Source organism: Azospirillum sp. TSO5 (genome assembly GCF_003116065.1).
In the GTDB taxonomy this organism is placed as follows: domain Bacteria; phylum Pseudomonadota; class Alphaproteobacteria; order Azospirillales; family Azospirillaceae; genus Azospirillum.
The window spans coordinates 1-17770 of sequence record NZ_LGQY01000023.1 but is presented as its reverse complement, the minus strand read 5'-3'; the positions used below and the strand labels follow the sequence as shown (position 1 = coordinate 17770).

16 protein-coding genes are annotated in these 17770 nt (G+C 66.6%); 8 read left to right on the top strand and 8 right to left on the bottom strand.

Annotated elements, in window-relative coordinates; all coding sequences use genetic code 11:
- The 4 genes from TSO5_RS06885 to flhB all read left to right on the top strand — a co-directional run.
- A partial coding sequence (locus TSO5_RS06885; protein WP_348981050.1) for a lytic transglycosylase domain-containing protein occupies window positions 1-716 on the top strand: 716 nt, incomplete at its 5' end.
- 91 nt (window positions 717-807) lie between these two features.
- On the top strand, window positions 808-2901 hold the full coding sequence (gene flhA, locus TSO5_RS06880) for a flagellar biosynthesis protein FlhA (RefSeq protein ID WP_109150901.1): 2094 nt from the start codon (window positions 808-810) through the stop codon (window positions 2899-2901).
- Between the two features lie 4 nt (window positions 2902-2905).
- Entirely contained in the window at window positions 2906-3664 is a 759-nt protein-coding gene (locus TSO5_RS06875) for a flagellar biosynthetic protein FliR (RefSeq protein WP_109150900.1), read from the top strand.
- A gap of 3 nt (window positions 3665-3667) precedes the next feature.
- A complete protein-coding gene (flhB, locus tag TSO5_RS06870; protein ID WP_109150899.1) occupies window positions 3668-4750 on the top strand; it encodes a flagellar biosynthesis protein FlhB in 1083 nt (360 codons plus the stop codon).
- A gap of 59 nt (window positions 4751-4809) precedes the next feature.
- Here flhB and TSO5_RS06865 read toward each other — a convergent pair whose 3' ends face one another.
- Window positions 4810-5337: a hypothetical protein gene (locus TSO5_RS06865; RefSeq protein WP_146203704.1), complete on the bottom strand. Its 528-nt coding sequence runs from the start codon at window positions 5335-5337 to the stop codon at window positions 4810-4812.
- Window positions 5338-5590: 253 nt separating this feature from the next.
- Here TSO5_RS06865 and folP point away from each other — a divergent pair, with 253 nt between their 5' ends.
- The 3 genes from folP to thiD all read left to right on the top strand — a co-directional run bounded on the left by folP (window position 5591) and on the right by thiD (window position 9100).
- Window positions 5591-6757, top strand: a complete 1167-nt coding sequence (gene folP, locus TSO5_RS06860) for a dihydropteroate synthase (protein ID WP_109150897.1) — start codon at window positions 5591-5593, stop codon at window positions 6755-6757.
- A gap of 142 nt (window positions 6758-6899) precedes the next feature.
- Window positions 6900-8273, top strand: coding sequence for a phosphoglucosamine mutase (glmM, locus tag TSO5_RS06855; RefSeq protein WP_109150896.1), 1374 nt, complete (start codon window positions 6900-6902; stop codon window positions 8271-8273).
- Window positions 8270-9100 (top strand): bifunctional hydroxymethylpyrimidine kinase/phosphomethylpyrimidine kinase, encoded by an 831-nt coding sequence (gene thiD, locus TSO5_RS06850; RefSeq protein ID WP_109150895.1) that lies wholly within the window; start codon window positions 8270-8272, stop codon window positions 9098-9100. The genes glmM and thiD overlap by 4 nt, the downstream gene beginning before the upstream one ends.
- Before the next feature lie 211 nt (window positions 9101-9311).
- Here the strand turns inward: thiD and TSO5_RS06840 are convergent, their stop codons facing one another.
- The 7 genes from TSO5_RS06840 to cyoA form a co-directional block, all read right to left on the bottom strand.
- Window positions 9312-9878, bottom strand: coding sequence for a response regulator transcription factor (locus TSO5_RS06840; protein WP_109150894.1), 567 nt, complete (start codon window positions 9876-9878; stop codon window positions 9312-9314).
- The gene (locus tag TSO5_RS06835; protein WP_247870623.1) at window positions 9865-11142 is read right to left on the bottom strand and encodes an ATP-binding protein; all 1278 of its coding nucleotides are present in this window, start codon (window positions 11140-11142) and stop codon (window positions 9865-9867) included. The genes TSO5_RS06840 and TSO5_RS06835 overlap by 14 nt, the downstream gene beginning before the upstream one ends.
- A 113-nt stretch (window positions 11143-11255) precedes the next feature.
- Window positions 11256-12026 carry an SURF1 family protein gene (locus TSO5_RS06830; protein ID WP_109150892.1) on the bottom strand — a complete coding sequence of 257 codons (771 nt, stop codon included), beginning with the start codon at window positions 12024-12026 and terminating at the stop codon, window positions 11256-11258.
- On the bottom strand, window positions 12023-12445 hold the full coding sequence (gene cyoD, locus TSO5_RS06825) for a cytochrome o ubiquinol oxidase subunit IV (RefSeq protein ID WP_109150891.1): 423 nt from the start codon (window positions 12443-12445) through the stop codon (window positions 12023-12025). The genes TSO5_RS06830 and cyoD overlap by 4 nt, the downstream gene beginning before the upstream one ends.
- Complete coding sequence (gene cyoC / locus TSO5_RS06820; protein ID WP_109150902.1) at window positions 12442-13080, bottom strand: cytochrome o ubiquinol oxidase subunit III; 639 nt, start codon at window positions 13078-13080, stop codon at window positions 12442-12444. Before cyoC ends, cyoD begins: the two co-directional genes overlap by 4 nt.
- Window positions 13081-13104: 24 nt before the next feature.
- Entirely contained in the window at window positions 13105-15102 is a 1998-nt protein-coding gene (gene cyoB / locus TSO5_RS06815; protein WP_109150890.1) for a cytochrome o ubiquinol oxidase subunit I, read from the bottom strand.
- A gap of 14 nt (window positions 15103-15116) precedes the next feature.
- Entirely contained in the window at window positions 15117-16229 is a 1113-nt protein-coding gene (gene cyoA / locus TSO5_RS06810; protein ID WP_109150889.1) for a ubiquinol oxidase subunit II, read from the bottom strand.
- Between the two features lie 181 nt (window positions 16230-16410).
- On the opposite strand from cyoA, the gene TSO5_RS06805 reads away from it, so the two are divergent.
- Entirely contained in the window at window positions 16411-17721 is a 1311-nt protein-coding gene (locus TSO5_RS06805; protein ID WP_109150888.1) for an MFS transporter, read from the top strand.
- The last annotated feature ends 49 nt before the right edge of the window (window positions 17722-17770 follow it).

Below are 17770 nucleotides of genomic sequence, written 5' to 3'. Positions count from 1 at the left end.
CGGCGGCGCCGCCGGCCAACCCCTCGCAGATCGGCGTGTGGAGCACCGCGCTCTACGCCCCGCCGCAACCGCCGTCCCAGCCCGCCCCCCAAACATCTGCCAAAGCTCTGCCGCCGGAAGCGCAATGCATCGCCGCCATCCTCGACGCGGAGAAGGCGGCCGGCATTTCCGACCATCTGCTGCTGGCGATGGGCTTCACCGAATCCGGCCGGAGGACGGAGGATCGGCTGTTCACCGCCTGGCCCTGGACCGTCAACACCGAGGGCCGCTCCCACTATTTCCCGACCCGCGACGCCGCCATCGCCTTCGTGCGCGAGACCCAGGCGCGCGGCGTGCAGTCCATCGACGTCGGCTGTCTGCAGGTGAACCTGCGCTGGCACCCCGACGCCTTCCCCGACCTCGCCACCGCCTTCGACCCGGTCGCCAACGCCCGCTACGCCGCGTCCTTCCTGTCGGCGCTGCGGCGCGACCACGGCTCGCTTGAGACCGCCATCGCCCGCTACCACTCCGCCCAGTCCGAGCGTGGCGAGGCCTATCGCCAGCGGGTGACCGGCAATCTGCGCTGGGTCGCCGGCGCACTTGGCTATCTGGAGACGCTGGCCGCCGGCCCCGGCGGCGCCGCTCCGACCTGGACCGCGGCCGAACGCGGCCGTCTCAGCTTCCTGTCCGGCCTGTTCGCCGACGGCCCGGCCCGGCCGCTGCTGCCGGCGCAATGACGGGCCAAGGGAGCCGTTTAAATCCCGGTTTTACCGCACCCGCCTATCGTTGCCGGACAATCGTCCCTCCCTCGAACCCATCCGGACCCCCATGACCCTCACGGATCACGTCCGCAGCCGGTTCGGCCTGCTCGGTGACATCGGGCTGGCGAACCGCGACGTGCTGTTCGCGGTCGGCATCCTGCTGGTGCTGGCGGTGCTGTTCCTGCCGGTGCCGTCCTGGTTCCTCGATCTCGGGCTGGCTCTGTCCTTCTCGGTCGCGGTGCTGGTGCTGATGGTGTCCCTGTGGATCCCGCGCCCGCTGGATTTCTCCTCCTTCCCCACCGTTCTGCTGGTGGTGACGATGCTGCGGCTGGCGCTGAACATCGCCTCGACCCGGCTGATCCTCAGCGAGGGGCATCACGGCCACGGCGCCGCCGGCCACGTCATCCAGGGCTTCAGCCAGTTCGTGATGGGCGGCAACTTCGTCATCGGCGTGGTGATCTTCTGCATCCTGGTCGTCATCAACTTCGTCGTCATCACCAAGGGCGCCACCCGCATTGCCGAGGTCGGCGCTCGCTTCACCCTCGACGCCATTCCCGGCAAGCAGATGGCGATCGACGCCGACCTCTCCGCCGGCATGATCGACGAGGCCGAGGCGCGCCGCCGCCGCAAGGAGCTGGAGGACGAAAGCACCTTCTACGGCGCGATGGACGGCGCGTCGAAATTCGTGCGCGGCGACGCGGTGGCCGGTCTGGTCATCACCGTCATCAATGTTCTCGGCGGCATGGCGATCGGCATCGTCCAGAAGGGGATGAGCTTCGACGCTGCCGCATCCGCCTACACCACCCTGACGGTGGGCGACGGGCTGGCGACGCAGATCCCGGCCCTGGTGGTGTCGCTCGCCGCCGGCCTGCTGGTGACCAAGGGCGGCAACATCGGCTCGGCGGAAAAGGCGGTGATCGATCAGCTCGGCGCCTACCCGAAGGCGCTGCTGGTGGCGGCCGGACTGTTGGTGGCGCTGGCGCTGACGCCCGGCCTGCCGATGGCGCCCTTCCTCGCCATCGGCGCCGCCTTCGCCGCGCTCGGCTGGTACGCCCCGCGCCGCAAGGCCCGCGCCGCGGCGCTCGCCAAGCTGGAGGAAAGCCGCAAGGCGCCCCCCGCCGCCCCGGAAGAAGCGGTGGAGGACATGCTGAAGGTCGACGAGGTGAAGGTGGAGGTCGGCAACCACCTCGTCCCGCTGATCCTCAACAAGAACGGCCCACTGACCACCAAGGTGAAGACCCTGCGCAAGCGCTTCGCCACCGAGTTCGGCTTCGTCCTGCCGTCGGTCCGCATCAAGGATTCCAGCTTCCTGCCGCCCAAGAGCTACGTCATCAGCATCATGGGGGTGGAGGCGGCGAAGGGGGAGGTGCGCCCCAAGCACCTGCTCGCCATCGATCCCACCGGCGGCGCCGTGCCCGACATCGCCGGCGACGCGACGCGCGAGCCGACCTTCGGCCTGCAAGCCAAATGGATCGACCCGGCCCGCCATGAGGAGGCGGTGGCGAAAGGCTATACCGTCGTCGACCCGGAAAGCGTCATCACCACCCACCTGACCGAAGTCATCAAGGACAACCTCTCCACCCTGCTGACGTTCGCCGCCCTGCAAAAGCTGATCGACGGGCTGGGGCGCGAGTACCAGAAGCTGATCAACGACATGGTGCCGAGCCAGATCTCGCTGGTCGTCCTTCAGCGCGTCCTACAACAGCTGCTGTCGGAACGGGTATCGATCCGCAACCTGCCCGCTATCGTCGAGGCGGTGGCGGAGGCGGTCGGCTGGACCCGCCACATCACGCTGATCACCGAACATGTGCGCATGCGGCTGGGCCAGCAGATCCACCAGGGTCTGGCCGGTCCCGACGGCTTCGTTTCGGTCATCGCGCTCAGCCCGCGCTGGGAGCAGGCCCTGCTCGACCACATCGTTGTGGAGGGCGACGACCGCCGCTTCGTCATGCCGCCCAGCCAGGTGCAGGAGTTCCTGACCGCCGTGCGCCTGAAAATCCAGAAGCACGCCACCTCGCAAATCTGGCCGGCCCTGCTGGTGGGGGCGGAGGTGCGCCCCTTCGTCCGTTCCCTTCTGGAGCGGGTCAGCCCGATGACCCCTGTGCTGAGCCATGCCGAGCTTCACCGCAAGGCATCGCTCAAGACCGTCGATCAGGTCTAGCCGGATGGTCGACCTCAGCCAGTTCCTGACCCTGGAGATCTACCGCGGCTTCATCGTGCTGGCCCGCGTCGCGGCAGCCATCGGCCTGTTGCCGGGCTTCGGCGAGGCGGCGGTGCCGATGCGGGTGCGGGCGGCGCTGGCGATCATCATCACGCTGGTGCTGCTGCCGGGGGTGGACGGCCTGCCCGAGCGCATGCCGGACCAGCCGGTGGAGATGCTGCGCGCGCTGGCGGGGGAAACGCTGGTCGGCGCCTATCTCGGCCTCGGCGCCCGGCTGTTCATGGCGGCCCTGCAGACCACCGGCGCGCTGGTGGCGCAGGTCGTCGGTCTCAGCAACCCCTTCTCCATGGAGGCGGCGGGGTTCGAGGGCGGGTCGGTGCTGTCCGGCGTTCTGCTGATCGGCGGGCTGGCTCTGCTGTTCGCATCGGATGTGCATTACCTGATGATCGGCGCGCTGGCGCGCTCCTACGGCTCCTGGCCGGCGGGGGTGTTCCCCGATTTAGGCATGGTCGCCCAGCGCTTCGCCGAACTGCTGGCGACCACCTTCCGGTTGGGCGTCGGGCTGGCGGCACCCTTCATCCTCTATGGGCTGGTGGTGAATGTGGCGCTCGGGCTGGTCAACCGGGTGATGCCGGCGATGCCCGTCTATTTCGTCGCCACCCCCGGCGTGCTGATGGTCGGCATGGGCCTGTTCATGGCGACCGCCGGCGCCATGCTGACCGCCTTCGTCGCGGCGCTCGGCGGCTGGCTGTCGGGGTCCTGACGCATGGCGGAGCAGGACGACGAACAGAAAACCGAGGAACCGACAGAAAAACGCCTGCGCGAGGCGGCGGAGAAGGGCGACGTCCCCCGCGCCCGCGATGTCGGCCTGCTGTCGGCGATGGTTGCCGCCTGGATGATCGTGCTGATGGCGGTGCCCGGTGTCGCCGCGAACCTGTCGGCCCTGCTTCTGCCGCTGATCGAGAACCCCGACGACATCCGCATCGACGGCAGCGCCATCGACGTCATCCACAGCCTCTATTGGCTGATCGGCGGCGTCGCCGTGGCCCTGCTGCCGGTGCTGGGCATCCTGCTTGGCGGGGTGGTGGTGTCGGCGCTGGGGCAGGGGCCGTTCGTCGTGGCATCCGACCGCATCCAGCCGAAATGGTCGCACCTGTCGCCGGCGTCGGGCTGGAAGCGGATCGCCGGCCGCCCGGCGCTGGTCGAATTCGCCAAGAGCCTGGTCAAGCTCGCCATCATCAGCGCTGCCGCCTGGCACGCGCTGGCGCCCTACATCGCATGGACGGAGGATACTGTGGGCATGGACGTCGCCGGATTGCCCGTGCTGCTGCGGGACGTGACCTTGCGGCTGCTGCTGGCGGTGCTGCTGGCGACCGTCCTGATGGCGGCGGTGGACGTGCTGTGGAACCGCCTGGAATGGCGCCGCCGCCTGCGCATGAGCCACCAGGAGATCAAGGACGAATACAAGCAGATCGAGGGCGACCCCAACGCCAAGGCCCGCCTGCGCGACATCCGCCGCTCGCGCTCCAAGAAGCGGATGATGGCGAACGTCCCGCGCGCCACCGTGGTCATCACCAACCCCACCCATTTCGCCGTGGCGTTGGAGTACGAACGCGGCCGCACCGCCGCCCCGATCTGCCTCGCCAAGGGCGCCGACCTGATCGCGCTACGCATCCGCGCGCTGGCCCAGGAGCACGACATCCCCATCGTCGAGAACCCGCCGCTCGCCCGCGCCCTCCACGCCACGGCGGAGGTGGATGCGACGATCCCGCTCCAGCACTATCAGGCGGTGGCGGAGGTCATCACCTATGTGCTGAAGCTGAAGGGCGGGCTGGCCCGGCGGGGGTGAGAAATGGGCGAAATCGCTTTCTCTCCCACAGGAAAGGGCAGGGAGCTTCTGGCCTTACGTCAGCGGAGGCTGCCGGGTTCCTCCAGGAATTCGGTGTCCTCGGGCGACGGGTTTGTCATATTGAAGCAGTTGTCGTTACAGTGCACATAAAGCAGACTTTTGATTCTGTTCATAAAATCAATCGGCCTGAACGGCATCGAAACCAACGCGCATATTCCTGCATCCGCAGCTTTCTCCGCCATTTTCGGCGTCACTGCGGAGCTGGTGATCACGAATGGGATTATAGAGGTATGCTTTATCTTCGCTTCTAGAAGTGGGTCTTTTGTCTGGCGGAATCTGACGATATCCAGAAATTGAAGCGCTTTCTCACGAATCGTATCTGCGTTTATGATGACAATGTCGATCTCCTTCTCCGAAAGAAGCGATAGAGCGTCTTCGGTGGAGAATGAGCGATAGATGTTTTTCAGTTTAAGACCAGTAAGGGTTCTTTCCATTAAATCGCTGGACAATATATTGCAGTCAACAACCAAGGCGGTTGCAGATTTAAAATTACATAGCTTGGTGCAAATGTTGCTCTCGATACCCATTATCGCAAGAACCTGGATGTAAAGTTGCCACGCTTGACTGTGGTAATCGGTTCTTAAGATGTAATTAAAAGATGTCGGGGAGAACTCCTATCTTCCTCAGCCGAACCGGTGGGAAACCACCCACATGCGCCATCTGTGATCTCCTCCCGGTCCTGGAACGGGGGAGGGGGCCGTCCGCGATGGCACCCTTGCCATCCCGCCGGTCGCGTGCCAGGAACGGTATCGCCAGCCCGTGACGTGAAGGGGACCCCCGATGCCGCCGCTCTCCGCAAAGCCCGCCGCCAAAGCCGCCCCCAAATCGGCTGCCGGGTCGCTCGCCGGCTTCTGTCCCTGGGCGGGAGAGGAGGGGGTGAGGGTCTACCTCCGTCCGGTCGGCCTGATGCCCATCGCCGCCTGGGCCAAGGGGGCGGCGGTGCCGCTGGCCGGCGGGCGCTTCGCCTTCTCCACCGCCGAACTGATCGTACGCGATGGCCTGCACCACGGGGCCTCCCGCATCGACCGCGCCTTCGCGCCGCTGTCGGAGATCATGGCCTGGGGCTGGGAGCGCTCCCGCTCGGTGGCGGAGGCGCTGGACCGCCAGCTCGGCGCCCTGACCCGTGCCCGTGCGCCCTTTGCCGGGCTGGCGCCTGACCGGCCGCTCATCATGGGCATCGTCAACGTCACGCCGGACAGCTTCTCCGACGGCGGCGACTTCTTCGACCCCGGTTCCGCCATCGCCCATGGCGAGGCGATGCTGGCCGCCGGCGCCGACATCCTGGACATCGGCGGCGAATCCACCCGCCCCGGCGCCGCCCCGGTCCCGCCGGGGGAGGAGGAGCGGCGCGTCCTGCCGGTCATCCGCCATTTCGCCGCGAAGGGGGCGACCGTCTCGGTCGACACCCGCCACGCCAGCGTGATGGAGAGCGCCGCCGCGGCCGGTGCCCGCATCGTCAACGACATCGCCGGGCTGTCCGATCCCGATGCGCTGCCGGTGGTCGCCCGCACCGGCACTCCGGTCGTCGTCATGCACATGCAGGGCGATCCCGGCACCATGCAGGCCAACCCGACCTACCGCGACGCCGCGCTCGACGTGTTCGACTGGCTGGAGGAACGGGTCGCCCGCTGCGTCGCGGCCGGCGTGCCGGCGGAGCGCATCGCCGTCGATCCCGGCATCGGCTTCGGCAAGTCGACGGAGCACAATATGGAAATCCTGCGTCACACCTCGCTGTACCATGCGCTGGGCTGCACGGTGCTGATCGGGCTGTCGCGCAAGGGCTTCATCGGCCGCCTGTCGCGCGGGGAGCCGCCAAAGGAGCGGCTGGCGGGCTCGCTCGCCGCCGGACTGGAGACGCTGAACCAGGGCGCCCAGATCCTGCGCGTCCATGATGTGGCCGAAACGGCGCAGGCCAGAGCCCTGTGGGAGGGGCTGCATCCGCGCTGATCCACCTTTGTAACCCTTTCGCGCAGCCGCCGAAGGAGGCTTGACCCAGCCCGGCTGCCGCGCGAAGAAACATCCTTCGCTTGCGCTTTCCGCCGCGCGATCCGACATCCGGGGCTGGAGACGGTCTCTGCACGAGGTTTTCATGACGCGACACCTGTTCGGCACCGACGGCATCCGTGGCACCGCCAACATCGACCCGATGACCGCCGAAACGGCCCTGCGCGTGGCGATGGCGACCGCCCTGCAGTTCCGCCGCGGCGACCACCGCCACCGGGTGGTGATCGGCAAGGACACCCGGCTGTCCGGCTATCTGCTGGAACCGGCGCTGACCGCCGGCTTCATCTCCATGGGGATGGACGTGGTGCTGGTTGGTCCGCTGCCGACCCCGGCGGTCGCCATGCTGACCCGCTCGCTCCGTGCCGACATGGGCGTGGTGATCTCCGCCTCGCACAACCCCTATCAGGACAACGGCATCAAGCTGTTCGGCCCCGACGGCTACAAGCTGTCGGACGAGGTCGAGGCGGCGATCGAGCGGCGCATGGCCCAGCCCTTCGGCCCCGACCTCGCCGGCCCTGCCGATCTCGGCCGCGCCAGCCGCCTGGACGACGCCACCGGCCGCTACATCGAATATGTGAAGAACACCTTCCCGCGCGGCCTGCGGCTGGACGGGCTGAAGATCGTCGTCGATTGCGCCAACGGCGCCGCCTACAAGGTCGCGCCCAAGGTGCTGTACGAGCTGGGGGCCGACGTGATCCCGGTCGGCGTCAGCCCCGACGGCACCAACATCAACAAGGGCTGCGGCGCCACCGCCACCCAGGCGCTGCAGGAACAGGTGGTCGCCCACGGCGCCCATCTCGGCATCGCGCTGGACGGTGACGCCGACCGCCTCATCATGGTCGACGAAGCCGGCCGCCCGATCGACGGCGACCAGCTGATGAGCCTGATCGCCACCTCCTGGGCGCGGTCGCAGACCCTGCGCGGCGGCGGCGTCGTCGCCACGGTCATGTCCAACCTGGGCATGGAGCGCCATCTCGGCGGCCTCGGCCTGCATCTGGCCCGCACCCCCGTCGGCGACCGCTATGTCGTCGAGCTGATGCGCGAGCGCGGCTATAACGTCGGCGGCGAGCAGTCGGGCCATGTCGTGCTGTCCGACTATTCCACCACCGGCGACGGGCTGATCGCGGCGTTGCAGGTGCTGGCGGTGCTGATCCAGGCCGATGGCCGCGCGGCCAGCGAGGTCTGCCGCGTCTTCGATCCGGTGCCGCAGAAGCTGACCAACGTCCGCTTCTCCGCCGGGACCAAGCCGCTTGAGGATGCCGTCGTCCAGCAGGCGATCAAGGATGGCGAGGCCCGTCTGGCGTCCGGCGGCCGCATCCTGATCCGCAAATCGGGCACCGAACCGGTCATCCGCGTGATGGCGGAGGGCGACGACGAGACGCTGGTCCACAGCGTGGTCGCCGACATCGCCGACGCCATCCAGGCCAGCGCCGCCCGCAGCCTGGAGGCCGCGCAATGAGCGCCAGCACTGTGACCGGCAACACCGTCAATGGCCGCGTCCTGATCGTCGCCGGGTCCGATTCCGGCGGCGGGGCCGGCATCCAGGCCGACATCAAGGCGGTCAGCGCGCTCGGCGCCTATGCCATGACCGCCATCGCCGCGTTGACGGCGCAGAACACCACCGGCGTCTATGGCGTGGTGCCGGTCGATCCCGCCTTCGTCGCCCTGCAGATGAAGCTGGTGCTCGAGGATATCGGCGCCGACGCGGTGAAGATCGGCATGCTCGCCAACGCTCCTGTCATCGAGGCGGTGGCCGCGGAGTATGAGGAGCGCGCGGTCAACGTGCCGCTGGTCCTCGATCCGGTGATGATCGCCAAGAGCGGCCACCATCTGCTCGACCCCGATGCCGTTCTGACCCTGCGCAAGCGCCTGCTGCCGCTGGCCGAGGTGGTGACGCCCAACCTGCCGGAGGCCGAGGCGCTGACCGACCTGCCGATCCGTGATCTGGACGACATGCGCCGTGCCGCCGAACTGATGCTGAGCTTCGGCCCGAAATCGGTTCTGCTGAAGGGCGGCCATCTGGAGGACGACACCCTCTACGACCTGCTGCTGACCGAAGAGGGCGAGACGGTGTTCGAAGGCCGCCGCGTCCACACCCCCCACACCCACGGCACCGGCTGCACCCTGTCCTCGGCCATCGCCGCCGGTCTGGCCCAGGGCTTGAGCACCCGCGCCGCGGTGGCCCGCGCGCGGCGCTATGTCGAGACGGCGATCCTGACCGCCCCCGGCCTGGGCCACGGCCACGGCCCGCTCAACCACCTGCACACGGTGCGGGAGTTCTCGTAAAGGGGCAGGGGCATAACTCCCTCTCCCGTCCCGGGAGAGGGAAGGGGCCCATGCGGAGCATGGGAAGGGTGAGGGGTAACCCAAGGAACTATGCGGTTCGGGATTCTTGCCCTACCCCTCACCCTCCCCACGCCTTCGGCGCGGGTCCCCTCCCTCTCCCGGGGCGGGAGAGGGCGATTGCCGCCAATTTCGATTGCCCCACGAGCCCCCCTCACGGCACCCGCTTCTTCTCCAGCTTGCGCGCCAGAGTGCGCCGGTGCATGCCGAGCCGCCGCGCGGTCTCGGAAATGTTGAAGTTCGTCTCCACCAGCGTTTCGTGGATGCGCTCCCACTCCAGATTCTTGATCGAGGTGGTGCGGACGGTCGGCGCGATGGAGGTGTCGCCCTCGGTGCGCTCGAAGGCCGCCTCGATATCGTCGGTGTTGGACGGTTTCGCCAAATAGTGGCAGGCGCCCAGCTTGATCGCCTCCACCGCGGTGGCGATGCTGGCGAAGCCGGTCAGCACGACGATGCGGGTTTCCTCGTCCGCCTCGTGCAGCTCCTTCACGCATTCCAGGCCCGACCCGGTGGCGAGCTTCAGGTCGACCACGGCATAGTCGGGATCCAAAGTCTCCAGGATCTCCCGCATCTCCTCCAGCCCGGCGCATGCATGGACCTCGTAGCCGCGGCGTTCGAAGGACCGGCGCAGCGCGCGGGCGAAGGACGCATCGTCCTCGACAATCAGCAGGGTGCGGTCGCCCCCCTCGAACTCGGGGATCTCCAGTTCAGTCGTCTCCATCGGAGCCTCCCGGGGACAGGGCGGACAGCGGCAGGGTCAGCGTCACGGTGGCGCCGCCGGCAGCCCGGTTCTTGGCCGAAACCGTCCCGCCCAGCTTGCGCAGCACATTCATCACCAGGAACAGGCCAAGCCCGCTGCCCGGCCGCTTCTTGGTGGAGCGGTAGGGCTTGCCCAACTCCTCCAGGATGGTGGGGTCGAATCCGGGGCCGCAATCATTGACCGCCACCACCAGATTGTCGCCCTGCCGCAGCGCCGCGACGCCGATCCAGTCGGGGGAGGCCTCCAGCGCATTGTCCAGCACGTTGAACAGCACCTGTTTCAGGGCGAGGTCGGCGATCATCCGCTCCTGCGGGCCGACGGCATTGTCATAGTCGAAGCGGCCTGGCGAGCGGCTGGACAGCCAGTCCTCCACCAGACCGTCGAGGAACCCCTTCACCGTGGTGCGCACCGTGCCCTCGCCGCGCGCCTCGCCGGACGACAGCAAGATACCCGACACGATCGCCTTGCAGCGGTCGATCTGGTTCTGCATCTCCGCCATCTCATCCGCCAGATCGGGATCGGATTTCAGCGCCGGCATGCGGCGCCAGTCATTGAGGATCACCGACAGGGTGGCGAGCGGCGTCCCCAGCTCATGCGCTGCCCCCGACGCCAGCAGCCCCATGCGGACGATATGCGCCTCTTCCATCGAGCGCTGGCGCAGTTCCGCCAGATAGGCGTCGCGGGCGCGCAGATTGCGGTTGATCTGGGTGAGGAAGGGGACCAGCAGGCTCGCCGCCAGCACGAAGCAGATGAACATCCCCTGGATGTGCAGGCTGAACAGCTCACCCTCATAGGCGGGGGGCAGGGGAAGCGGCTGGTGGGTGCCGATCAGCCAGGTGAAGCCGGCGGTCGCCACCAGAACCAGCGCCCAGGCCGACCACGCCTCCAACAGCACCGCCCCCAGCGCCACCTGCAGAAGATACAGCGAGATGAAGGGGTTGGACGCCCCGCCGCTGAGATAGAGCTGCAGCGTCAGCGCCCAGACGTCGATCAGCAGCTCCAGGAAAAGCTGGGTGTTGGAGACGGCGGAACTGCGGCGGATCTGGATCAGGCTGGCGATGTTCAGCGCCACCAGCACGAAGATCACCGCCGCCATCGGCAGCAGCGGCAGGCGGATGCCCATCTGCAGATGGACGATCAGGATCGTCACGATCTGCCCGACGACGGCGAGCCAACGCAGCTGGACGAGCAGGAACAGGTTTTTGCGGTCGGTGGTGTCGCGCACGAAAGACGTCCTGTTCCTCACCCGGTTCATCAGCCCACCGATATATATAGAGAGTGAGCGGCGGCTGGGGAGTTTTCGCCAGGGACTCAGGAAGCGTTTTCGGTGCGCCTGTGTCATGCCCTCCGGCGCCGCATCTCGCTGCGGAAGACATAGAGGACAGCGCCGATCAGCATCAGGTCCAGCGCGAACCAGGTCAGCGCATAGCTGAGATGGCTGTTGGGGAAGCTGACCACCGTCAGCCCGCCGACCGGCCAGCCGCCGGGATTGCGGGTGCCGTCGGCATCGATGAAATAGGGGGCGACCTGCTCCAGCCCCTTCGACGCGGCAATGGCGGCGACGTCGCGGGAATACCAGCGGCCGGCGGCCGGATCGTTGCTGCGCAGGAAACCGCCCTTCGGTTCGGTCAGGCGCAGAAGGCCGGTGACGGTCACCTCGCCCTGCAACTGCCCCTCGGTCCGGTTGGCGGAATCACGCTTTTCCGGCGGCACGAAGCCGCGGTTGATCAGAACGGTGAAGCCGCGGTCGGTGACCAGCGGGGTCATCACCCAGAACCCGCCGCCCAGGTCGGTGACGGCCTGCACCAGCGATTCGCGGTCATTCAGAAAATGCCCGGTGACGGCGACCCGCCGGTATTCGTCCGACGCGGCCGAGACCGAAGGCCACGCCTCCGGACCCGGTGCCGGGACGGGAGAGGCATGGATGCGGGCGTCCACCCGCTCGATCAGGTCCAGCTTCCACACCCGGCGTTCGAGCTGCCAGACGCCGAGCGCGGTCAGGCCGGCGATGCCGGCCAGCGCCAGAAGGCCGAAGAGGGCCAGCGCCCAGACCGGGCGGGCCCTCTTCTTTGTGCCGCCAGCGGGGGGCGCGGACGGCAGTCCGGTCACGGCATCTTGCTCATGTCGTGGGTCATGCCGGGCATCATGTTGTAGTTCAGGTGGTACATCACCCAGAGCGAACCCGAGAACATGATGAAGACGACGATGATCGTGAAGATCATCGCCAGCATCGACCAGCCGCCTTCGACGCGGCCGTTCATGTGCAGGAAATACACCATGTGGACGAGGATCTGGACGACGGCCAGCGCCAGGATCACGACCGTGGTGGTCGCATTGTCCAGCGTGCCGTTCATCACCAGCCAGAACGGAATCACCGTCAGGATCACCGACAGGACGAAACCGATCATATAGCTGCCGAAGGTGCCGTGGGCGCCCGCGGGGTGGCCGTGGTCGTCGTGACCATGACCGTGGTCAGCATGGCCATGGCCCTGATGGGCGTGGTGGTCGCTGTGCGCGTGGGTGCTCATCGCAACGCTCCCATCAGATAGACGAAGGTGAACACACCGATCCAGATGACGTCCAGGAAGTGCCAGAACATGCTGAGGCACATCAGGCGCCGGCGGTTGGCCGGGATCAGGCCGCGGCGGGCGACCTGGACCATCAGCGTCACCAGCCACACGCTGCCGAAGGTGACGTGCAGGCCGTGGGTGCCGACCAGCGTGAAGAAGGACGACAGGAAGGCGCTGCGGCCGGGACCGGCCCCCTCATGGATCAGGTGCGCGAACTCGTACAGCTCGATGCCCAGGAAGGAGAGGCCGAACAGCAGCGTGATGAACAGCCAGGCCTGGGTCTGGCCGGTGCGGCCCTTCTCCATCGCCAGCATGGCGAAGCCATAGGTGATGGAGGACAGCAGCAGCATGGAGGTGTTCAGCGCCACCAGCGGCAGGTCGAACAGCTCCTTCGGCGTCGGGCCGGCGGCGTAGCTGGTGCCCAGCACGCCGTAGGTCGCGAACAGCACCGCGAAGATGAGGCAGTCGCTCATCAGGTAGATCCAGAAGCCGAGCGCGGTGCTGGCGGCTTCGTGGGCGTGCTCGTCCCTCACATAGAAGACGGGCGGGGTGGCGTCACGCGGGGTGTCGTGCCCCGCGTGGCTGCCGTGCATGGCTTCAACGGTCGTCGTCATGCTTTACACCTGTCCGGAGAGCAGACGGGTCCGCTCGCTCTCGGTCCGCACCACCTCATCCACCGGGATGTGGAAGTCACGGTTGTAGTTGAAGGTATGGTTGATGGCGACCGCCAGCAGGCCGATGAAGCTCACCGCGGCCAGCCACCAGATGTGCCAGACCAGGGCGAAACCGAGCACGGTGCTGATGCCGGCCAGGATGACGCCGGTGCCGGTGTTGCTCGGCATGTGGATCGGGCGGAAGCCTTCCAGCGGACGGTTGTAGCCGCGCTTCTTCATGTCCCACCACGCGTCGTTGTCATGAATGACCGGCGTGAAGGCGAAGTTGTAGCCCGGAGGCGGCGAGGAGGTCGCCCATTCCAGCGTACGGCCGTCCCACGGATCGCCGGTGACGTCGACAAGCTGCTTGCGCTTCAGGACGCTGACGGCGATCTGGATCAGGAAGGAGCCGATGCCCAGCGCGATCAGGACGGCGCCGAAGGCGGCGATCTGGAACCAGATCTGCAGCGACGGATCCTCGAACACGCGCAGGCGGCGGGTGACACCCATCAGGCCGAGGACATAGAGCGGCATGAAGGCGAAGTAGAAGCCGATCACCCAGAACCAGAAGGACATCTTGCCCCAGAACGGATCCAGGCGGAAACCGAAGGCCTTCGGCCACCAGTAGTAGATGCCAGCAAACAGGCCGAACAGCACGCCGCCGATGATGACGTTGTGGAAGTGGGCGATCAGGAACAGGCTGTTGTGCAGCACGAAGTCGGCGGGCGGAACCGCCAGCAGCACGCCGGTCATGCCGCCGAGCACGAAGGTCAGCATGAAGGCGATCGTCCACATCATCGGCAGCTCGAACCGGATGCGGCCGCGGTACATGGTGAACAGCCAGTTGAAGATCTTCGCACCCGTCGGGATCGAGATGATCATCGTCGTGATGCCGAAGAACGAGTTCACGCTGGCGCCCGAACCCATGGTGAAGAAGTGGTGCAGCCACACCAGGTAGGACAGGATGGTGATGACGACGGTCGCGTAGACCATCGAGGTGTAGCCGAACAGCTTCTTGCCGGTGAAGGTGGAGGTCACTTCCGAGAAGATGCCGAAGCACGGCAGGATCAGGATGTAGACTTCCGGGTGGCCCCAGATCCAGATCAGGTTCACGTACATCATGGGGTTGCCGCCCATGTCGTTCGTGAAGAAGTGCGTGCCGACATAGCGGTCCAGCGACAGCAGGACCAGAACGGCGGTCAGGATCGGGAAGGAGGCGACGATCAGGACGTTGGTGCAGAGCGAGGTCCAGGTGAAGACCGGCATCTTCATCATGGTCATGCCGGGGGCGCGCATCTTCACGATCGTGCAGATCAGGTTGATGCCCGACAGCGTCGTTCCGACGCCCGCCACCTGCAAGGCCCAGATGTAATAGTCGGGGCCGACGTCCGGGCTGGCCTCCAGACCCGACAGCGGCGGATAGGCTAGCCAGCCGGTGCGCGCGAACTCGCCGACGAACAGCGAGGCCATGATCAGCACGGCGCCGCCGACGGTCATCCAGAAGCTGAAATTGTTCAGGAACGGGAAGGACACATCGCGGGCGCCGATCTGCAGCGGCACGACATAGTTCATCAGCCCCGTCACCAGCGGCATGGCGACGAAGAAGATCATGATCACACCGTGGGCGGTGAAGACCTGATCGAAATGGTGGGAATTGAGGTAGCCCTCGCTTCCATTGAAGGCCATGGCCTGCTGGGCGCGCATCATGATGGCGTCGGCGAAGCCGCGCAGCAGCATGATCAGGCCCAGCACCATGTACATGATGCCGATGCGCTTGTGGTCGACGGTGGTGAACCACTCCGTCCACAGGTAGCCCCACAGCTTGAAATAGCTGAGGGCGGCGACCAGCGCGATGCCGCCGAGCACCACCGCGAAGAAGGTCGCGACGACGATCGGCTCGTGATAGGGGAAGGACTCCAGGCTGAGGCGCCCGAAGAGGAAGGTCGTCAGTGTCTCAAGCATGCCGGTGTGCCCAATCAGGGATTGGCCAGCCGCTGCGGCCCGGCCGGGGAGGCGGACGCGCTGATCGGCGTGACGGTGGGGCGCTGCACGGCGCCCGAGTTTGACGCAGCGGCTTCAACAGCCTCGGCGACGGTGCACAGGCCGGTCGGCTGGGTGTCCGGGAAACCGGCCAGCGTGTTGGCCCGCAGGATCGCCTCGGCGGCGGCCTTGCCGCCCGCGTTCAGCCCGCCCGCGCGGTCGATGGCGGCCATGTCGCTCATGCACATGGTGCCGGGGCGAACGCACATGTTGACGACGGCGTTGAACAGCTTCGGATCGACGCTGCCGTAATGCTGGACCGGAACGGCCTCGCTCGGCTTCTCCAGCGCCAGATAGGCGTTGCGGTCGAGCGACCCGTTGGCCGACTTCACCTTCGACACCCAGCCGTCGAAATTCTCGTTCGACAGGCCGAGGAAGTTGAAGCGCATGTGCGAGAAGCCGGCGCCGCTGTAGTTGGACGAGAAACCCTTGTAGGTCCCCGGCTCGTTGATCACGGCGTGGAGCTTCGTCTCCATGCCCGGCATGGCGTAGATCATGCCCGCCAGCGCCGGAACGTAGAAGGAGTTCATCACCGACGACGCGGTGATGCTGAAGCGGATCGGGCGGTCGACCGGCGCCGCCATCTCGTTCACGGACGCGATGCCGTATTCCGGATAGACGAACAGCCACTTCCAGTCGAGCGCCACCACCTGCACGTCCAGCGGCTTGGCGCCGGCGGGAACGGGCTTGTCTGCCGCGATGCGGTCGAGCGGACGGTAGGGGTCGAGCTTGTGGGTGGTCACCCAGGTGATGGCACCCAGGCAGATGATGATCAGGAGCGGGGCGGCCCAGATCACCAGTTCAAGCTGCGTCGAATGGTCCCAGTCCGGTTCGTAGCGGGCCGTGCTATTGGACTGACGATAACGCCAGGCGAACAGCACGGTAAGCGCCATGACCGGGACGATGATCAGCAGCATCAGCAGGGTGGAGATGACCACAAGGTCTCCCTGCTGGCTTGCAACGTCGCCGGCCGGGTTCAGCACGACCAGGTTGCAGCCACTCAACGCCGCCATCACTGGCAGCAGGGCGATTGCGCGATAACGGCTCAAGGCAGGACCTGTTTCATAAGGTTTGCTTTGGGGAGACAGCTAGCGGCAATAGCCTAGCTGTGACATTGGACAATTTGTCCAATGCCTCACGCCTGCGCGCTTGACAGGGCACTGAAAGTTGGTGCCCCATATTGTATGATCTGCGGATCATCGCAAGCGAAATAACGCAGCCGGAGCCGACATGATGACTTCATCGATTGCGGCGGTTGAACGGGATGCGAGGCTGGTGAACGCGCGGCATCACGGGGTCAACCCCGGAGAAATTGCCATCGGCGTGATCATCGGTCGAACGTCCGAGTTTTTCGACTTCTTCGTTTACGCCATTGCTTCCGTGATCGTCTTCCCGAAGCTGGTGTTCCCCTATGTCGATCCGCTGACCGGGACCCTTTGGTCTTTCGCCATCTTCGCGCTGGCCTTCGTCGCGCGACCGATCGGCACCTTCATCTTCATGGCCATCGACGAGAGTTACGGGCGCAGCGCCAAGCTGACCATCGCCCTGTTCCTGCTGGGCATCTCCACGGTGGCGCTGGCCTTCCTTCCGGACTACGAGGCCATCGGCGTCGCCGCCGCATGGCTGCTGGCACTGTCGCGCATCGGCCAGGGCATCGCGCTGGGCGGCACCTGGGACGGTCTGGCCTCGCTGCTGGCGATGAACGCGCCGGAGAATCGGCGCGGCTGGTACGCCATGATCCCGCAGTTGGGCGCGCCGATCGGCCTGATCGTGGCGAGCGGCCTGTTCGCCTACATGGTCAACAGCCTGTCGGCGGAGGATTTCTTCGCCTGGGGCTGGCGCTATCCCTTCTTCGTGGCCTTCGCCATCAATGTGGTGGCCCTGTTCTCCCGCCTGCGTCTGGTGCAGACGCCGGAGTTCGAACGCCTGTTCCTGAACCGCGAACTGCAGCCGGCCCCCGTGGTGGAAACGCTGCAGATGGAAGGCAAGCGCGTGGTGATCGGCGCCTTCGCCCCGCTGGCGAGCTTCGCCCTGTTCCACATGGTCACCGTCTTCCCGCTGTCCTGGATCTTCGTGTATGCGCGGGACGAGACCGGCGTCTTCCTGATGATCGAGGTGATCGCCGCCGTCTTCGGCACGCTGGCCATCGTCGCGTCGGGCTACATCGCCGACCGTGTGGGGCGGCGGACGCTGCTCGGCACCTGTGCCGCGGCGATCGCGGTGTTCAGTGGCTTCGCGCCGATGCTGCTCGACGCCGGCAAGGTGGGCGAGCTGGTGTTCATGGTGCTGGGCTTCGTCATCCTCGGCCTGTCCTTCGGCCAATCGTCGGGGTCGGTGGCGTCGGGCTTCAGCCAGCAGTACCGCTACACAGGCTCGGCGATGACCTCCGATCTGGCCTGGCTGTTCGGGGCCGGCTTCGCGCCCTTCGTCGCGCTCTACCTGTCCAGCCATTTCGGGCTGTTCGCGTCGGGCCTTTACCTGCTGTCGGGCGCGATCTGCACGCTGGTGGCGCTGCGGATCAACAAGACGCTGTCGTCCTGACGGGGGTGCGCCCGCCCGCCGCCACTCTTGCGGCGGGCGGGGGAACCTC